Source organism: Leptolyngbya sp. Heron Island J (assembly GCF_000482245.1).
Taxonomy (GTDB): Bacteria; Cyanobacteriota; Cyanobacteriia; order Phormidesmidales; family Phormidesmidaceae; genus Leptothoe.
The window spans coordinates 13517-30479 of sequence record NZ_AWNH01000096.1; the positions used below are offsets into that span (position 1 = coordinate 13517).

The 16963-nt window shown below is 48.2% G+C and carries 15 protein-coding genes; 7 read left to right on the top strand and 8 right to left on the bottom strand.

Annotation, left to right across the window (positions count from 1 at the left end):
- The first annotated feature begins 58 nt into the window (after positions 1 to 58).
- Together N836_RS64810 and N836_RS64815 are read left to right on the top strand one after the other, a co-directional pair.
- Entirely contained in the window at positions 59 to 2509 is a 2451-nt protein-coding gene (locus tag N836_RS64810; protein WP_161635029.1) for a TonB-dependent siderophore receptor, read from the top strand.
- Positions 2510 to 2532: 23 nt separating this feature from the next.
- Positions 2533 to 3795 carry an MFS transporter gene (locus tag N836_RS64815; RefSeq protein ID WP_036054423.1) on the top strand — a complete coding sequence of 421 codons (1263 nt, stop codon included), beginning with the start codon at positions 2533 to 2535 and terminating at the stop codon, positions 3793 to 3795.
- Positions 3796 to 4021: 226 nt separating this feature from the next.
- Here the strand turns inward: N836_RS64815 and ung are convergent, their stop codons facing one another.
- Positions 4022 to 4723 carry a uracil-DNA glycosylase gene (gene ung, locus N836_RS64820; RefSeq protein WP_023075498.1) on the bottom strand — a complete coding sequence of 234 codons (702 nt, stop codon included), beginning with the start codon at positions 4721 to 4723 and terminating at the stop codon, positions 4022 to 4024.
- Positions 4724 to 4884: 161 nt separating this feature from the next.
- Here ung and N836_RS64825 point away from each other — a divergent pair, with 161 nt between their 5' ends.
- On the top strand, positions 4885 to 5880 hold the full coding sequence (locus N836_RS64825) for an AraC family transcriptional regulator (protein ID WP_023075499.1): 996 nt from the start codon (positions 4885 to 4887) through the stop codon (positions 5878 to 5880).
- A 20-nt stretch (positions 5881 to 5900) separates the two neighbouring features.
- Entirely contained in the window at positions 5901 to 6983 is a 1083-nt protein-coding gene (locus tag N836_RS64830; RefSeq protein WP_023075500.1) for a C45 family autoproteolytic acyltransferase/hydolase, read from the top strand.
- A 90-nt stretch (positions 6984 to 7073) separates the two neighbouring features.
- On the opposite strand, the gene N836_RS76115 is transcribed toward N836_RS64830, so the two are convergent.
- Positions 7074 to 7268: a hypothetical protein gene (locus N836_RS76115; RefSeq protein ID WP_152532258.1), complete on the bottom strand. Its 195-nt coding sequence runs from the start codon at positions 7266 to 7268 to the stop codon at positions 7074 to 7076.
- 10 nt (positions 7269 to 7278) lie between these two features.
- Between N836_RS76115 and N836_RS64835 the strand changes: the two genes are divergently transcribed.
- Together N836_RS64835 and N836_RS64840 are read left to right on the top strand one after the other, a co-directional pair.
- Entirely contained in the window at positions 7279 to 8175 is an 897-nt protein-coding gene (locus N836_RS64835; protein WP_152532259.1) for a hypothetical protein, read from the top strand.
- A gap of 34 nt (positions 8176 to 8209) precedes the next feature.
- Positions 8210 to 8854, top strand: a complete 645-nt coding sequence (locus N836_RS64840; protein ID WP_023075502.1) for a TonB-dependent receptor domain-containing protein — start codon at positions 8210 to 8212, stop codon at positions 8852 to 8854.
- Between the two features lie 129 nt (positions 8855 to 8983).
- Here N836_RS64840 and N836_RS77975 read toward each other — a convergent pair whose 3' ends face one another.
- From N836_RS77975 to N836_RS64855, 4 genes are all read right to left on the bottom strand, one after another.
- Complete coding sequence (locus tag N836_RS77975) at positions 8984 to 9106, bottom strand: hypothetical protein (protein WP_268744334.1); 123 nt, start codon at positions 9104 to 9106, stop codon at positions 8984 to 8986.
- A gap of 93 nt (positions 9107 to 9199) precedes the next feature.
- Positions 9200 to 10099, bottom strand: a complete 900-nt coding sequence (locus tag N836_RS64845; RefSeq protein ID WP_023075504.1) for a helix-turn-helix transcriptional regulator — start codon at positions 10097 to 10099, stop codon at positions 9200 to 9202.
- A 50-nt stretch (positions 10100 to 10149) separates the two neighbouring features.
- Positions 10150 to 11517: an MATE family efflux transporter gene (locus tag N836_RS64850; protein WP_023075505.1), complete on the bottom strand. Its 1368-nt coding sequence runs from the start codon at positions 11515 to 11517 to the stop codon at positions 10150 to 10152.
- A gap of 208 nt (positions 11518 to 11725) precedes the next feature.
- A complete protein-coding gene (locus N836_RS64855; protein WP_023075506.1) occupies positions 11726 to 11923 on the bottom strand; it encodes a hypothetical protein in 198 nt (65 codons plus the stop codon).
- Positions 11924 to 12267: 344 nt separating this feature from the next.
- Here N836_RS64855 and N836_RS64860 point away from each other — a divergent pair, with 344 nt between their 5' ends.
- The gene (locus N836_RS64860) at positions 12268 to 13638 is read left to right on the top strand and encodes an NAD(P)H-dependent oxidoreductase (RefSeq protein WP_023075507.1); all 1371 of its coding nucleotides are present in this window, start codon (positions 12268 to 12270) and stop codon (positions 13636 to 13638) included.
- Positions 13639 to 13738: 100 nt separating this feature from the next.
- Here N836_RS64860 and N836_RS64865 read toward each other — a convergent pair whose 3' ends face one another.
- Both N836_RS64865 and N836_RS64870 read right to left on the bottom strand, forming a co-directional pair.
- Positions 13739 to 14962: a saccharopine dehydrogenase family protein gene (locus N836_RS64865; protein WP_031293893.1), complete on the bottom strand. Its 1224-nt coding sequence runs from the start codon at positions 14960 to 14962 to the stop codon at positions 13739 to 13741.
- Between the two features lie 41 nt (positions 14963 to 15003).
- Complete coding sequence (locus N836_RS64870) at positions 15004 to 16926, bottom strand: S9 family peptidase (RefSeq protein WP_023075509.1); 1923 nt, start codon at positions 16924 to 16926, stop codon at positions 15004 to 15006.
- Positions 16927 to 16963 lie beyond the last annotated feature (37 nt).

The window sequence follows — 16963 nt, forward strand, 5'->3', positions numbered from 1 at the left end:
TGAATTGTGTAAACACTATTGCGTATGTTTCTCAATTATGCCTTGGAGTGTGAGGAAATTGAGAACGATAGACGGTATGGCTTGGGGCGGCGTCATCGCAGTCATGGCAGCTGCACCTGTGAGCGCGTCGGTGGTGCAGGTCAGCGAGGTCAGGGTGAATCCGATTGAGGATGGGGTGGAAATTGTCCTGGTATTAGCAGACGGTGGTGAGCTAGAAGTATTGCCATCCCAAGATGGGGCGAGCTGGATTGCTAATATTTCCAACGCTCAGCTCAGTGAAGGCTTTGAGCAATTGAGTGTGACAGCAGGGATTGCGCAGGTTTCGGTGCAACCTTTGGATGACAATACTATCCGGGTGAGCGTGGTCGGTGAAAATGGAACGCCCGTGGGAATGGTGGATCAGAGAGATCGCAATCTCATCCTTACTATTACTCCGATCGAGTCAGCCGGAGAGGACCCACTACGCCTGGTAGTCATTGGCGAAACCGAGGGCAGCGACTATTTTGCTCCCCGTGCCAACACTGCCACTCGTACCGATACCCCTTTGCTGGATATTCCCCAGGCGGTGCAGGTGATTCCTGAGCAGGTGTTGGACGACCGGCAGGTGAGCGACCTGGACGAAGCGTTGGAAAATGTTAGCGGTGTGGTAGCTGACAATAGCGAAGGCGCGGGCGTTGAGTTTAGCCTGCGGGGGTTTCAGGGCGCACGAGTGTTACGTAACGGCTTTAATGTGGCTGGAGGAGATCCGTTATCAAGCATATTGGCTTTGCCGGAGGTGGCGAATCTGGAGCAGATTGAGGTGCTCAAGGGGCCGTCGTCGATTCTCTATGGTGAAATTCAGCCCGGTGGGGTGATTAACCTGGTGACCAAGCGCCCCACGGCGGAGCCCCTATATAACCTTGAGCTACAGGCTGGCAGCCTCAGCTTCTTTCGGCCTCAGCTAGATATTTCTGATCAGGTAGCGCCAGATGTCCGCTATCGGCTGAATTTCTTGGTGGAATGGGACGATGGCTTTCGTGATTTTGACCAGGAGATTGAGCGGGAGTTTGTTGCGCCGGTGGTGACCTGGGATATTGGTGACAACACCAACCTCACGGTTGATTTAGAGTACCTCACCGACGAACGTCCCTTTGACACTGGCCTGCTAGCCGTGGGCGATGACGTGATCGATGTGCCCCAGGACCGGGTAGTGGGTGAACTTGAGGATGTCGTAGAGCGCAGTTTCTTTAGTACGGGCTACGAGCTAAATCATCGGTTTAGTGAGAACTGGTCTGTGCGCAATGCCTTTCGCTACAGCAGTCAAAACTATGATTCTAATGCCTTTTTTCCCCTGGTCTTTGATGAAACGACCGGTTTGGTGGCCCGCCTGAATAGTGCTACTGACTGGTACCAGGACTATGCAGGGGTACAAACTGATTTGGTCGGCAAATTTGAGACCGGCAGCATTGACCACACCTTGCTATTGGGGTTGGACTACAGCCGCAGTCGTGCCGACATTGTTGCCCTGATCGATCCGCCAATCCCTACGAATCTGGCACCGATTAACATTTTTGATCCGGTCTATGGTCTGGCCCAACGCCGTTCATTTGATGAACTCTCAGCGGCAGCCAGGATACAGGAGGTCAACACGACGCGGTTTGGAGTATTTCTACAGGATCAGATTAGTTTCTCTGATGCCCTCAAGTTAGTAGCTGGGATTCGCTATGAGACTGTAGAACAAGATCTCACTAATGGGCAGGCGCTGTTTGACCCACTTGGCCGTTCCGTTAGTCAGAATGTGGACGATTTTACGCCACGACTGGGGTTGGTGTATCAGCCTATCCCCGAGCTGGCAATCTATGGCAGCTATTCTCGTTCCTTTGTCCCCAGCGGTTCCACAGACATTGCCGGAGATTTTCTCGCACCTGAAGAAGGAGAAGGCTACGAAATCGGTTTAAAAACAGAACTGTGGGACCAGCGGCTGATTGCGACATTGGCTTATTTTGATATTACTAAGCGCAATGTAGCGACCCCCGATCCTGATGCACCTGCATTTTTGAATGCTGCGATCGCAACCGGAGAACAACGCAGTCAGGGCCTTGAACTCGATATCGCTGGTGAGATTTTACCTGGCTGGAATCTAATCGCCAACTACGCCTACACCGATGCCAGAATTACCGAAGACAACCAATTCCCCGAGGGCAATGGTCTTGTCGGCATCCCCGAACACAGTGCTGGCTTATGGACCACCTACACATTTCAAACCGGTGCCTTAGAAGGGTTAGGATTTGGTCTTGGCTTTAACTATGTGGGCGAACGCCCTGGTGACTTGGCCGATAGTTTTAGGTTAGATGACTATTTCACCACCGATGCGGCAATTTCCTATGGGCAAGAGAATTGGCAGCTAGCGCTGAATTTTAAAAATCTTTTTGATGTTGATTTTATTCAGGGCATTCCGATTTCGAGAACACGGGGAATTGAACCGGGTGATCCGTTTACCGTTGTTGGGTCTATTGCGTTTGAATTTTAATTTCCCTATCGGAGTACAAGGGTGTGCCTTCAAAACAAACTCTTCAAAAATTTATTCTTCTGGGCAGCTTATATCTGTCCCAGTTTATGCCATTCTGGTTTTTATCTCAGGCTCTACCCGTCCTCTTGCGACAGCAGGGCATGTCCCTAGAAGCCATTGGCCTCTTACCACTGGTGGCCATTGCCATTGCGTTTAAGTTTCTCTGGTCGCCGCTAATTGATCGCTATAGCTATGCTCGCTGGGGTCACTATCGTTTCTGGATAATCTTGTTCCAGCTGTTAGTAGTGGCGATTACGGTTGTCTGTAGCCTGCTTAATTTAGAAACCCAGCTGCCGTTTATCCTGTTGGGGCTGGCTATAATGGGTACCTGTTGCGCCAGTCAAGATATTGCCACGGATGCTTTGGCAGTAAGACTATTAGAGCCTTATGAGCGAGGAATGGGTAATGCGGTTCAAGGGATTGGCGGTGCTTTAGGTAGAATGATCGGCGGTGGCGGTATGCTGATTTTGCTCAATCGCTGGGGCTGGACCAATAGTTTGTTGAGCTTAGCCGCTGTGATGGTGATTGCTCTGGTGCCGGTCTTGATTTATCGTGAACCCCACCGCAAGATTTCTGAGACAAATACTGTATTTGGGCAACAAAACTACTTCAAGGTTTTTATTAAGTTTGTACAGCGTCCTGGAATGGGGACTTGGCTGCTTGTTTTAGGGTTATATGCGGCTACCCATAATTTATCGGCAACAATGTTTACACCACTGCTGGTGGATGCAGGATTATCGATGGCAGACATTGGTTCACTACAGGGTGTTTTTGGTATCAGTGTGAGCATATTGGGGACGCTGGCTGCCGGAATACTGATTGGTAAGCTGGGTCGTAAAGGGACACTGCTGGTGGCAGGTGCGATCTCATTAACCGGAATTTTGTTTTACCAGCTACCCACCTTTGGGTTTACTCAATTACCTGTTTTGTACAGCATTGTCAGCTTTGCTTTTTTCTCATTAGGCATGGTGGGCACAACAGCATTTACCATCATGATGGATAAAAGCCGACCGGAGATGGCGGGGACAGACTATACGCTGCAGACCTCGTTGATTGCCATAGGCAGCGTGCTATCAGCTGCTGTAAGTGGCGTTTTGGCAGAGGCGATTGGCTATCGTGGAGTGTTTGCTCTGAGTGGTGTTTTAGGCATGGTGTGTTTAGCCGTCATTGCTAAAAAACTAACATTATCGACTCATTCTGTCTCTAGGGATGAACAAATAAAGTCTCAATTAGAAAAGAGTGTTTGAGACTTATCCTTAAAACAGCACATAGTTGCCGGGACATCTCTTATGGTCTATGTGGCTTGGCAATCGCCAACATCAAAGATTCCAAACATTCTGACTCAGATTGTCCAGCTGTATCAATTACAATTCTATTCTTTGTCCAATTGTGATACTCACGGTTCACGACATCGTTCCATGTTGGCAACTTCAAAGAACTTTATCAGGGTGTCGCCAGCATAAATTGAAAAGACTATAGTGACCAGGAAATTGGCTCAATGCCTTTTTCTTGCAAATACCCATTGGCTTTTGAAAAATGCCGGTTACCAAAGAAACCACGATGCGCAGATAGTGGCGAAGGGTGGGGCGAGGTCAGCACAAGATGCCGTTCACGATCAATAAATTTTCTTTTCTGTTGTGCATAACTGCCCCACAGCAGAAAAACTAGATTTTTTTGTTGCTGGTTTAAGGCATCGATAATGGCATCCGTAAATTGTTCCCAGCCTTTTCCCTTATGGGAAGCAGCTTTGTGTTGTTCCACCGTTAATACGCTGTTGAGCAGTAACACGCCTTGATCTGCCCAGCTTTGCAGACAGCCATGTCTGGGTGGTTTAATGCCCAAGTCTTGTTCAATTTCTTTGAAAATATTGACTAAGGAAGGTGGTGGTGCAATGCCCTGAGGAACAGAAAAGCACAAGCCATGGGCCTGACCTGGTCCGTGATAAGGGTCTTGCCCAAGAATCACAACTTTAACCTGGTCAAACGGTGTACTATCCATAGCATTGAAAATCAGCGAGCCACGTGGGTAAATTATTTTGCCAGCGGCCTTTTCCGCCTTTAAAAATTTTTTCAGTGCCTGCATGTAGGGAGTAGTAAACACATCTTCTAGAACCGCTTTCCAGGTGGGTTCAAGTTTAATAGTGTTAGTAGGAGGGGGAGTGGCGTCTGTTGTCATGGGAGGGGCTGTTCCAACGGCACAAAACTAACAGACTGCTAGGTCTGTCTTTAGGGCAGAGGTTTAGAATACTTATGATACCGTCAAAGTATGCCAATGTAATGATTCAACCTGTTTAGGACATACCATTGTTAGGTTGCTGAACTGTTGGATTGATAACTATGTGTGATAAGCAAACACAACTCAGAGCCGAGTATCAATTCCGCATAAACCGTGTATTTGACTACATTGAGGTTAACTTAGAGCGTAACCTGACGCTCTCTGAGCTAGCTGAGGTAGCCATGTTTTCCCCTTATCATTTTCACCGCCTCTTTCGGGCAATGGTGGGCGAAACACCTAATCAGTTCGTCCAGCGAGTCAGACTCGAAAAGGCCGCTGCCTTGCTTCTAAACAATCTTGCCCGATCTGTCACCGAAGTTGCGCTGGATTGCGGATTTTCGAGTTCGGCCACGTTTGCTAGAGCATTTCGTGACCAGTTTGGGCTAAGCGCGAGTGAGTGGCGCGCAGGCAAAGGGCAGATAAAGCGCAAGAATTGCAAAGTCGATAGCAAGCAGGGACAAATGCTTCGCAATTGGCGCAAAGAATATGACATCGTAGCTCTCTACAGTAGAGATACATTCAATCATTTGTTATGGAGATTAACCATGAAAAGTGGCTATCAAGGAGATCTCAAGTTTGATGTCGAGGTCAAAGAACTGTCTGATATGACAGTTGCCTATGTGCGACATGTCGGTCCATACAAGGGAGATTCCGAGTTGTTTGGGCGACTATTTGGTCAGCTCTATACTTGGGCAGGCCCTAGAGGGTTAATGGGTAGACCAGGCTCCAAACTGATGTCTGTCTACCATGATTCTCCGGAGATCACTGACGATTCTAAACTTCGTCTCAGTATCTGTATGACAGTGCCTGAGGATACGCCAGTCGATGGTGAGATTGGCAAGATGATTATCAATTCTGGGACTTATGCCGTCGGACACTTCACGATCAACGTCGATCAGTATGAGGATGCGTGGAATGCTTTGATGGGTGCCTGGCTACCGGAGAGTGGATATCAACCAGCGGATGGCTTATGCTTTGAAGATTATCTTAATGATCCCAAAACGCATCCAGAGGGTAAGCACATCGTAGATATTCATATACCAGTCAAGCCGCTTTAGGTCTACATCTAGGGATGTGAATGAGCGCGTGGTTTAAAGCTTTAACCACCGCTCAACTGCACTGTTATGCAAAGGGAGCGAAAATGTACCATCCAAGACTGAAAGGTAGTTACACCGAAATGGGTAAGAAATACGGTGCTTTACTATATAAAAATGGTTTCGTATTTCCAAAGGTTAGTAATGATCAAATAGAATTTGGGATAAATAGTTATCCTATTTTGAAAGACTTTTATCCAGGTATTTGTGAAGAGATAAAAGCTTTTTCAGAAGAAGTTAAGGTAAGCGAAATAGAGGTGGCGGCCTTTCTCCTTAGTATCGGTGTAATGTCAAATGCAGGGCAGTGTAGCATATTGGCGGCTAACACCAAGAACGGTGTTGTATTTGGCAGGAACTATGATTTTCTGCTGAGTTTAAAGAAATTTACAGAAAGTAGTCTCATTTGCCCTGACAACAAACTGGCATACGTTAGTCAGTCAGATGTCTTTATTGGGCGGGAAGATGGGCTTAATGAGGCAGGTCTGGCAATCGCTATGACTACTATTCTAGGGAAAGAAAAACAATATGGTGTGAATTTTTATTTTATAGTTCGATATATATTAGAACATTGCCAAACGACAGAAGAAGCAATAGATATTGTTGCTAATGTTGACACGTCTCAATCTAATAACTTTTTGATTGCTGACAAGAATGGGAGCCTTGTAGTTGTTGAGAAATCACCAGGCAAATATGCGATAAGAAAATCTGAGAATGTAATTTTTTGCACTAATCATTTTTTATCTAAAAAGATGCAAGGTGAACAGGCAGAAAAACCGGATTGGAGTAAAACAGAGGAGCGGTTAAAAACAATTGATTTAAGGCTTTCTTCCAGTAAAGAACTAAGTGTTGATGATATAAAAAATATTCTATGTGATAGGGATGGCTGTGTTTGTCTTAATCTTAAAAAAGAAAATTTTGGTACTTTATGGTCAATCATTTCAAATTTAAATACTTTAAAGTTATGGCGCTGTGAAGGACTCCCGAAGGTACAAAAATATAAAGAAGACACAAGGCTCAACGAGTGGCTAATCAAACATCATAAAAAAGTGAAGCGGATAAACCGCTGAATGCAATATTAGGCTGCATGAGCAGATATGTTGTTGAGCCGTTATATCTGTGAGAATGACGTTTACAGAAGAGTTAGGGAGTGAATTAATTTAAACAACCTGGGGAGGAATGATGCGGATAACTGGATTATTTTTATCTCGATTTGCGATCGCTCTTTGGATGGCCTTGGCGATCTCATTTTTGATGCTGCTAATGTCAAACGCTCCCAGCGTCCCCAACAATGCGCCGTTTGCAAGCTTGTCGATTCGGGAGAAAAGCTCTATCGTCCACTTGCCCAATCGCATTTTCCGCTGTGTGAGTGAAAATAAACAATTTGAATGTCAAACAGAAATCCACAATCGTTTGTTGCAGGTAAATCTGAGCCATAGCAATCAGCATCAATTTGGTGACTATCAATTCAGCGGATGCAATGCTTTTTATGATGGTAAATCGATTGATTGTGAAAACCGAGGTTCGACCTATGCGCCAGTCATCGCTCAAATTTACGAAGTCAAAAATCTAGATTTAACTGCCTCAGAACTGCGATCGCTCCAGCAGCAATATTGGGGAATAAACTTGCTGAGTCAGCTTGGAGAAGTGCGTCTATTCTGGATTAGCTCAGGATTGTCAGTCGCTGCTGGTTTAATTGCCGCAAGCTTCACCTGGCAATGTCCAAACAAGCTTACTAAAATTTTTTCCAGCCTATTTTGTGGATTTGGAGCCTCTCAAAGTGTGGGAGGTGTTGTATGGCATCTGCCGTTTGATGGGGTAATAGCCTACGGTATTGCTCCAAGCACTTTGATTCTTATAGTTATAGCGATTTCGATTATCAGTGGAATTGTGATTGCAATTACAACCTTATTTTTGCTGGCGCGGCGGACAGATCCCATGCTCACTGCGTTGCTGGGATTTGGCAGTGGTCTTGGTGTTTTTGGTTTAAGCAGGCAAGTTCTGAGTTGGAAAGTTCGTGAAATTCTCGATTTTATCCGTCTTACTTTTGGGCTAGAGACGTCAACGATGTCTCCAAGCATTCTTCAAGCCTTAATAATTGCAGTAGCGCTCGCTCTGGCAATTGCTGCTGCAACCTTACTTTGGTCGCGAACCAATCGATCAATCAAATCGTTTATGCTGCTAAGCAACGGTTTCGGTTCAGTGGCGGTTGTCAGTAGCTTCTTTGTATTACTGCTCCTTGGTTTGGGCTATGCAGATTAGAGAACAAAAAGTCTTGGTGATGATATAAAATTGCTTGTCGCTGCTAAACACGACTGTTAATTGTCAAGAAAGAAAAAATAGCTTAAAGCGGCTGCAGTCTCCTACAGATGCAGACCGGCTACAGTGGATTTTTGGTGCTTATTTCCAAAACCGAGATTTTCGCATTGGCGATGATCTTGAAGTCCCTCTATTCTTTGGAACGGAAGTGGGGGAATCAACCTATGATCAAACCACCTATGCAGGGTTTGCTCAGGTGGACTATGAGCCAACTGAAGATTTGACGCTAACTGCCGGACTACGATACGAATATTGGCAAGAGGAACTCAATCGTGATGCTCAAACCTTTGAACTTTTCGATGGCACCACTGCACCTGCTTCTTTCTTTCCAGTATCTGAAATTAGTGACTCTGACATCGATGGTGATGTTTGGCAGCCCAAGTTTGCAGTTAACTACCAGTTTAGTCCCAATGTGGCAGCCTACGGCAGCATCTCGTGCGGTTATCGACCCGGTACTTACAACTCTCTTACCTTTACTGATGATGAGCTGTTTGTTGAGCCAGAGAATTCCTGGAACTATGAAATTGGTCTAAAAACGTCCTGGTTAGATAATCGTCTTGGCATTAACCTTGCGGCCTTTTACAACGATATTGATAGTGTCCAGGTAGCTGGTGTTAGATAACTCGTTGCTATTTGCCGATATTTTTAATGCAGCAGCCCGCGCTGTGGGTGCTGATTTCTATACTGCTCAAATAGCGCTGATGTGAGAATCTGATGGCACCGCTAGAAAACTGTAGCTTAACCACGTAAATCAACATACTTCAAACGTCAATCCTGCATCTTTCACCAAACGTTTGATCAAGACATCGCCAAACATCGCTGCCGGTGTCCAAAATCCCCCCGCCTTAACAGACGGTGGAAAATCCTCTGCCAAACATAATCCCGCCTGGCCCAAAATCTTAGCTGTCGATCAAGTCCTTAAGCTGCATCATTTGAGGTAAAGGCCTGACAGTTCCAGAGAATCAGTTCATAGCTTACTTCTATAGGCTTTTGGCGTCATATTGCTATGTCGACGAAAGACCTTTGTAAAGTAACTCTGGTCACGAAAGCCCACCTGCTGACAAATATCAGCGATCGCCAGTGCCCTTTGAGCCAGCAGTGCCTTTGCCCGCTCGATGCGGCATCGTGTTATGTATTGCAGCAGCGTCTCACCCGTACTTTGCTTAAACAGAGTGGCAAAATAATGACTGCTCAGTGGCACAATACTAGCAACCTTCGTCAGGCTCAGGTCTTCTGCTAAATGCTCTTGGATGTAGGCCATCACCCGTCTTAAGCTAGACGGCGACAGACCCTCTTGAGCGGTTTGCATCGGCTGCTTCGCAGTTGAATAGTGCTTCAGCAGGTGCATCACCAGCGTCGTCGCCATCGACTCTACATAAAGCTGACTGTTAATCAGCGACGTTCCACCAATGTCTTGCTCTATCTCTGACTTGAGTAATAGCCCAATCTGTCGCAAAAACGGGTCGTAGACCTTACGGTGAGAAACAATCTCAACGCAGTCGAGATCCACGAATTCAGAGGCGATACAGGTTAAAAATGTCGGCTCCAAGTAAAGCGCAATGAACTCAGTCTCGCTCGGCCAGTGTTCTTTAAAGGTATGGTGCGCAGGGTAAATGCAGCTCTCGCCATAGCCTGAAATCTCTTGCTGCCGTCCATCGCCTTGCCTGGCGAGTGCTCCAGAAGACCACCCTAAATCGATGCCGATAATGTACTGCTTGGAAGCGTGCTCAGGTACTTCATGGGCGGGTTGCCGATAGTATCCCAAATGAAGACCTTGCCAAGCTGCACAACTGCTCGATAGCAGTGGCAAGCGAGGATACACCTGTAAGATATGGTCGTCCTTGGTGTAGTCGATTTCTAATGACACTTGCAAGCGCCTTATTGCGATATCACAACAGTCCAGCATTCTTGCATAGGCTAGCACGAATCAAATTTCCTCAGTTTGCTGATAAAGCGCCAGCTATAGACAGTGGCTGCTGTCGTTGCCCCCGAGTAGTAGCCTATCCACAAACCTTGTGCCCCTAGTCCGACCCAGAAACCCAGGGTGTAGCCGCTGATTAGCCCTACCCCGAGATAGGCCAGCATATTTAACAGCACCGGCACTCGAGTATCTTGCAGCCCATACAGTGCCCCGAGCGTCGTCTTCTGAATCCCGTCAAAGACATTGCCCAGGGCAACAACGACGATTAAAGGGTTCACCAGTTTGATCAACTCGGCATTCTCAGGGTCGCTGAGGTCAACATAAAGCCCAATTATAGGCTGCCGAAACAGCAGCAGGGCGATCGCCACCAGAGTTGTCATGCCAATTATTATGGCAATGCTGACACCCCCAGCCCGTCTCATGCCCTGAAGGTCTTGCCGCCCAAACCACTGGCCCACCAGCGCGGTCACTGCAAACGACATCCCTTGCGGAATCATGAATACTATTATTGCGGTCTGTAGGGCAACTTGATGGGCCGCTAGCGCGTCGGTCCCTAACAGACCAATGAGATAGATCACCACCAACATCAGACCATATTCAAACAAAATAGAAACGCCAATGGGCGTGCCAATCACAACAAGCTCCTGCATCAGGGAAAATCTGAGCCGATACCACCGCTGAAACAGCCTATAAACCTTTAGCTTTGGGTGCCAGAGCAGGTAAACCACCAGCGCAAAAAACATGCCCCACCAGGCCATCACGCTGGCCAGGGCCAGTCCCGCCAACTCCAGACGGGGCGCACCAAACTTGCCAAACCCTAAAGCGTAGTTGCCTGCAATGTTAAACAGCGTCCCCACTACCACAATGGTCATGATCGGTTGGGCCTGAGACAGACCGGAGACCACGCCTCGAAACATGGCGAAGCCCACCGCTGGAAACAGTCCCCAAAGCACTACATTGAGATAGCTCGTTGCCAGGGCAACAGTTTTTGGCTCCTGACCTAGACCCAACATCACAGCGTCCATGTGGCTCATGCCCACCATAGTCAAGACAGCCAGTCCTACCGTAAGCAGCAATCCCTGCTGCGCCACTTGCTCAATTCGTGTTTTTTGCTCTGCGCCATAGCCAGCCGCTACGAGCGGGCTTACCCCCATCACCACACCGGCTAGGGCATTGAGAAACACCTGAAAGGTAAACGATGCCAGTCCACCGGCAGCCAGCTCTTCTCGTCCTAGGTGCCCCATCATCACGGTGTCGACAAACCCGGTAGCGGCTTGGACAACTTGAGCACTGATAAGAGGAATAGCGAGCTGTAGAAGCGCTTTGATTTCAGTTCGGGTTGAAGAAACAGAAAGATTCGTCATAGGAGTCTAAGCGGTTGCGCATGAAAAGCTCAGGTTTGAAATTAAGGACAAGCGCCCCTATCCACTCACAGCATCAAAAAATGGCCACAAAGCCATGCTGTGATTTCAACCTAGAGCAGTTCAAAACAAAAGGCTGGTAGATTCTTCCTATAACTATGGCGATCTTCTGGTGTCTGCCTCAATCAACCACTTAGTAGCCACCACTACATCATTGCTGTTTATTCGAAGCGTAGGTTGTCTGACTTGGCTCTTTCCCCGGTTTAGGAATCAATGTATTCTCTACCAGATCACCACTGCCAGCGGTGAAAGAGGCCAGTGGTGCTCCCTGAGATGCGACCCTGGGTTGTTTTTGCGCGCATTTTGATGCGATCGCAAACTTGCCCACAATCTCTACTGCATACCTCACAATTTCCTCAGATTTCTAACTCAAACTTCAAAACAAGCAATGGGATACGTTGATTGACAATCCCGAAGCCAGAATCTGGAAGCAAGTATTTTGATTCCTGACTCCTGGTCAGCCAGCTCATTCTCATTGAATATCCTTCCACAGATAAAATTGATTCTTTTCGAATCCCATAAAAGTGTTAGATATCAAAAAGAATCAGCCCTATTACTCCGGCAATCAAACAGGCATGATTTTTTGTGTAGATCCCTTAAAATTGATTCTTTAAAAGGAGAAAAACCGCTCGAATCTCATAAAATTGTTAGGTATCAAAAAGAATCGGCCCTAACTTCTATAGGAGGCTTCCTATGTCGCATCAAAAAGTTGTTCTTCTAGATGGCAGAGGCGTAGGCGACGATGATCTGAGTCCAGTGTTAGAAACGCTCATGGACGAGCTGCGCAGTAGTGGCGCAACGGTGCAAACGTTTCCATTGAAAGACATCAAGATGGGCTCCTGTATCGGTTGTTTTAGCTGCTGGATAAAAACACCAGGGCTCTGTGTGGAGCCTGATGCGGGTCGTGACATTGTCCAAGCAATCGTCCAGAGTGATGTGACTATTCTATTCACCCCTGTGACATTTGGTGGCTATTCGTCAGAGATCAAAAAGATTCAAGATCGCTGGATACCATTGGTGTTACCTGACTTTTGTATCCATCACGGGGAAGTTCACCACCTACCCCGATATTCACACTATCCACGGCTGGTCGGCATTGGCATTCAACGTCAGCCGAATGACATGGAAGCTAACCTATTCAATGTGTTGGTAGGACGCAACGCCCTCAACTTTCATGCCCCTACCTATGCTGCAGAGGTGATCTTGAGTACCGATAGATCAGACAGAGTCCGTCAACAACTTCAAAAGGTACTGATTAGGAAGGATCCGTTTCCGGTTAAGAAAGTGGTCAAATCACTGATGCCAATGGCAGAGAGCACCACCATGACGGTTCCAGTCATGGCGACTCCTGGTCGAGCATTGCTGATCGTCGGTAGCCCTAGGGTTAAATCCTCCAGCAGCTCCGGTATTTTGGGTGGATACGTGTTGGAACAACTCAAACAGCGGGGCTGGGAGACTGAGTCATTGACGCTTAGGGGACACCTGCTGAAGGGTGTAGGGCAAGCCAAATTTCTCACGACTGTTGACCAGGCTGATTTAATCCTGTTTGCCTTCCCTTTGTATATCGATTCCCTGCCATTCCTAATGATGAGATCGCTTGAGGTGATGGCTAAGCATCTCTCTGCCCATTCTCAGGAAAGTCCAAAGCGACTCTTTGCGATCGCAAACAATGGCTTTCCCGAAGCCCATCACAACGCTCTGGCCTTAGCCATCTGTCAACAGTTTGCCCTCGATACCAACATGGTTTGGTTGGGGGGCTTAGCCGTAGGTGCTGGAACAGTTGTCTGCCAAAATCCACCTGTCGAGGGACTTAGGCAGGCAGGGCGACCCCCTATGAAGCATGGGATTCAGGCCCTGGATATAGTCAGTGCATCCCTGGCAGAGGGACAAAGCGTTCCTCCCAAAGCGGCTAAATTGATGGCTAAAACGCCGATTCCTTTGATGCTCTTTAGCCTGTGGCGATGGCTGTTTGTCACAATGGCCAAATGGGGCTGGCGACGAGGTGCTGCTATTAACCAGGTTGGAGCAAAAGATCTGTTGGCTCAACCTTATGGAACAGTATGAGAAGCACCTAAAACATTCTCACTTGGTAATTTCGAATTAAATAGTTGCACGCTTGAGCCAACAGTCAAATAAATAATCACCGCTATAAAAGTCACCGCTATCAGCACACTTCAAACGTCAACCCAGCTGCTTTCACCAAACGTTCGATCAAGACATCGCCAAACATCGCTGCCGGTGTCCAAAATCCCCCCGCCTTAGCAGACGGTGGAAAATCCTCTGCCAAACATAATCCCGCCTGGCCCAAAATCTTAGCTGTGGACCCATAGCCTGGATCGCGATCGCCCGTCACCTTCACCTGAATAGTTTGGCCCTCGGCAGTTGTCCCCCAGAACCGCAAATCATAAAACCCCTGCTCCTGGGCGGCCTGACTTGGCCCTTCCCCCGGTTTAGGAATCAGCGTATTCTCCAATAACCAGCGCGTCGGTGAGAATGCCATGGCCGCTGCTACACCGACTAAACTAACACTAAGACCCTGAGCCACCAGCCAACCTGTGGCATTAGCCCCGGTCAATACCGCCTCATCATACTGAAACTGTTTACCGTAGGCATAATCCAGCAAAGCATTCGACCGCAGCACGATTCGGGTATTAATGGCCGCCATCACAAAAGGCGACACCCACCCTTGAAAATCCGGATCGTACTGTACCGGAACCAGGATCGGGGGATGCTCCAAAGACTGGCTAGGGCAAAGGGAATAAGGGTTGTCCAACTCCTGACGCAGGGCCGGATCACCACTAGCCTCTTTTGCCAAATTAATACCACTGGCAGCAGTCCCCCCCGAGACACCACCTCGGGCTGCTATAAGGCGCATTTTGATGCGATCGCAAACTCCCCCAAACTGTTGTTTTGCCTGTTGCTGCAGATAGTACACACCTAAATCAGACGGAATCGAGTCAAACCCACAGCTGTGGACAATCCGTGCCCCAGAACGCTCAGCAGTGGCACTATATCGCTGAATCATCTGGCGAATCCACTGGGGCTCCCCGGTCAGATCGCAATAGTCAGTGCCAGTCTCCGCACACACCTTAACCAGCGGTTCCCCGTACAGGGCGTAGGGACCAACGGTGGAGATAACAACCTGGGTTTGGTCACACATATGCCGCAGACTGGCTTCATCGGCAACGTCTGCGATGATCTGGGGGAGGTTGCTGGCTCCTAGATCAGACACCAGGGCATTTAACTTAGCCTGGGAACGACCTGCGATCGCCCACGTAACAGAGCCATTTCCCCCAACCTGCTTTAGCAAATACTCACAGAGAATACGGCCAACAAATCCTGTTGCCCCAAAAACGACCAAATCATAGCGGTGAGTGTGATCAACCATGTCAATTTCTACCATTAATTGTTATCTCAGTGATGCTGTTGTCACAACCCCCAAATCTCCACTGCTTCCAGCTCTTCAGCAGGCTCAAACCCAAAGACCCGGCTATAAAAATAAAATTCAGCGTCCAAAGCCCGCTTGATGTTGTCCGCTTTGCGAAAACCGTGTTGTTCTCCTTCAAACAACAAATATGCCACCGGGATAGTCTTTTCCCGTAGAGCATTGACCATTAACTCAGCCTGGTTGGGGGGTACAATTTTGTCTTCATCCCCCTGCAGGAAAATAACCGGACAGGAAAGCTGGTCAGCAAAGTTGATGGGCGAGCGGGCCTCATAGAGGTCTTTGCGCTCAGGGTAGGGACCCACCAGGCTGTCCAGATAGCGCGACTCAAACTTATGGGTATCCATCGCCAGGGCTGCCATATCGCTAACGCCATAGTAGCTGGCTCCTGCCTTAAAGACATCGCGAAACGTCAGCGCTCCCAGGGTGGTGTAGCCCCCGGCACTACCACCGTCAATCGCTAGCTGCTCGGGGTCAGCTTTGCCCTGAGCCACCAGATAGTTGGCCCCGTTAACACAGTCATCAATATCAACAATCCCCCAGTTCCCCTTCAGCCGCTCACGGTAGGCCCGACCATAGCCCGTACTGCCACCATAGTTCACATCCAACACGGCAAAGCCACGGCTAGTCCAATATTGAATTGCGGGATTAAAGTTTGAAGAGGTGGCTGCTGTGGGTCCGCCGTGGCTCTTCACCAGCAGAGGGGGACGGCTACCCTCAGGGGCAATGTAGTCTTTGTTTTTAGGTGGATAATAGATGCCATAGGCAGAGAGATTGTTACTGGTTGGAAATGTAATCGTCTCCGGAGTTGAGAGATAGCCCTGATCAATTTCTAAGGTGCTAGAACGTCTGAGCTCAGTGGTCTCGCCCGTTAATAAATCGAAACGAACCAAAACGCTGGGCTGTCTGGGGGAACCCCCTAAAAAGACAATAAAATCGGCTCCTACCTGAAGACCGCCTATGCTGGCATAGGGTGTGTCAATTTTAGTGAGGGTGAGAGTCGTCGTATCTAGTTGCGCTAACTGTTGTATACCCTTGTGTTTGTAGGTACACACTAAAGTCTGAGCAGAGACAAACCCGTAGGTTGACATGCCAAACCCCCACTGGGGCAAGCCAAATTCAGCCTCTAATGGGTAGAGGGGTTCAATGGTTTGATGATGCCAACGATAGAGATTCCACCAGCCAGTGGCATCGCCAATAAAGTATAAAATTCCATCCGGGGACCACTGGGGTTGAAAGATGGACTCGTTCAGGCTACCCGCCACCTTTTGAGGCTTTGCCAGGGTGCCGTCAGTGGCAATCTTGGCTACCCAGAGTTCGGTGCCATCCCAGGGCATGTTGGGATGATTCCAGCTGAGCCAGGCTAGCTGTGTGCCATCGGGGCTGAGGCGAGGGGTGGAGTAAAAATCACAGCCCGAGACTAAAACTGTTTGGGTCTGATCGTCGAGGGCAATGGCAACAATGGTATTGATGGCAGCCTGGTCGCTTTGGGTATGGTCTTCGCGAACACAGATCAGTCGCTGCCGGGGGCGATCCACAACTCCATCGGCATACCGTAATGCTTGCTCGGGGGTGAGTGGCTTGGGTACTGGATCTGACGATTGCTGATACAGTCTCTGGTCTAGAAAATTGGCAAAGTATATCTCACCTTGATCTATCCAGTAGGCTCCACCGCCATATTCATGCACACGAGTGCGAACATTAAAGTCGGTGGGGGTAACATCCGAGATTTCTCCATCAGTCGTGCGGCGCACAATCAGGCTACGGCCTTTTTCAGTGGGGCGCAGCTCATTCCAGTAAATATCACTGCCATCCAGATGGATGCTCCCGAGGCGGATGGAATTAGACACAATTACCTCAGAAGTAATGGGGGATTGCCAAGCGCCGTAGGGTGCTGTTTTTGCCATAGATGTCCTCACTGTGTTTCTGATACCTCATTACATA

What these genes read in the sequence shown, in the direction of transcription:
- ung (WP_023075498.1), bottom strand. Translation starts at nt 4,723, where the DNA reads ATGACAACAGACGCCACTCCCCCTCCTACTAACACTATTAAACTTGAA.
- N836_RS64865 (WP_031293893.1), bottom strand. Translation starts at nt 14,962, where the DNA reads ATGGTTGATCACACTCACCGCTATGATTTGGTCGTTTTTGGGGCAACA.
- N836_RS64870 (WP_023075509.1), bottom strand. Translation starts at nt 16,926, where the DNA reads ATGGCAAAAACAGCACCCTACGGCGCTTGGCAATCCCCCATTACTTCT.
- N836_RS64860 (WP_023075507.1), top strand. Translation starts at nt 12,268, where the DNA reads ATGTCGCATCAAAAAGTTGTTCTTCTAGATGGCAGAGGCGTAGGCGAC.
- N836_RS76115 (WP_152532258.1), bottom strand. Translation starts at nt 7,268, where the DNA reads ATGCGATTGGGCAAGTGGACGATAGAGCTTTTCTCCCGAATCGACAAG.
- N836_RS64825 (WP_023075499.1), top strand. Translation starts at nt 4,885, where the DNA reads ATGTGTGATAAGCAAACACAACTCAGAGCCGAGTATCAATTCCGCATA.
- N836_RS64850 (WP_023075505.1), bottom strand. Translation starts at nt 11,517, where the DNA reads ATGACGAATCTTTCTGTTTCTTCAACCCGAACTGAAATCAAAGCGCTT.
- N836_RS64830 (WP_023075500.1), top strand. Translation starts at nt 5,901, where the DNA reads ATGAGCGCGTGGTTTAAAGCTTTAACCACCGCTCAACTGCACTGTTAT.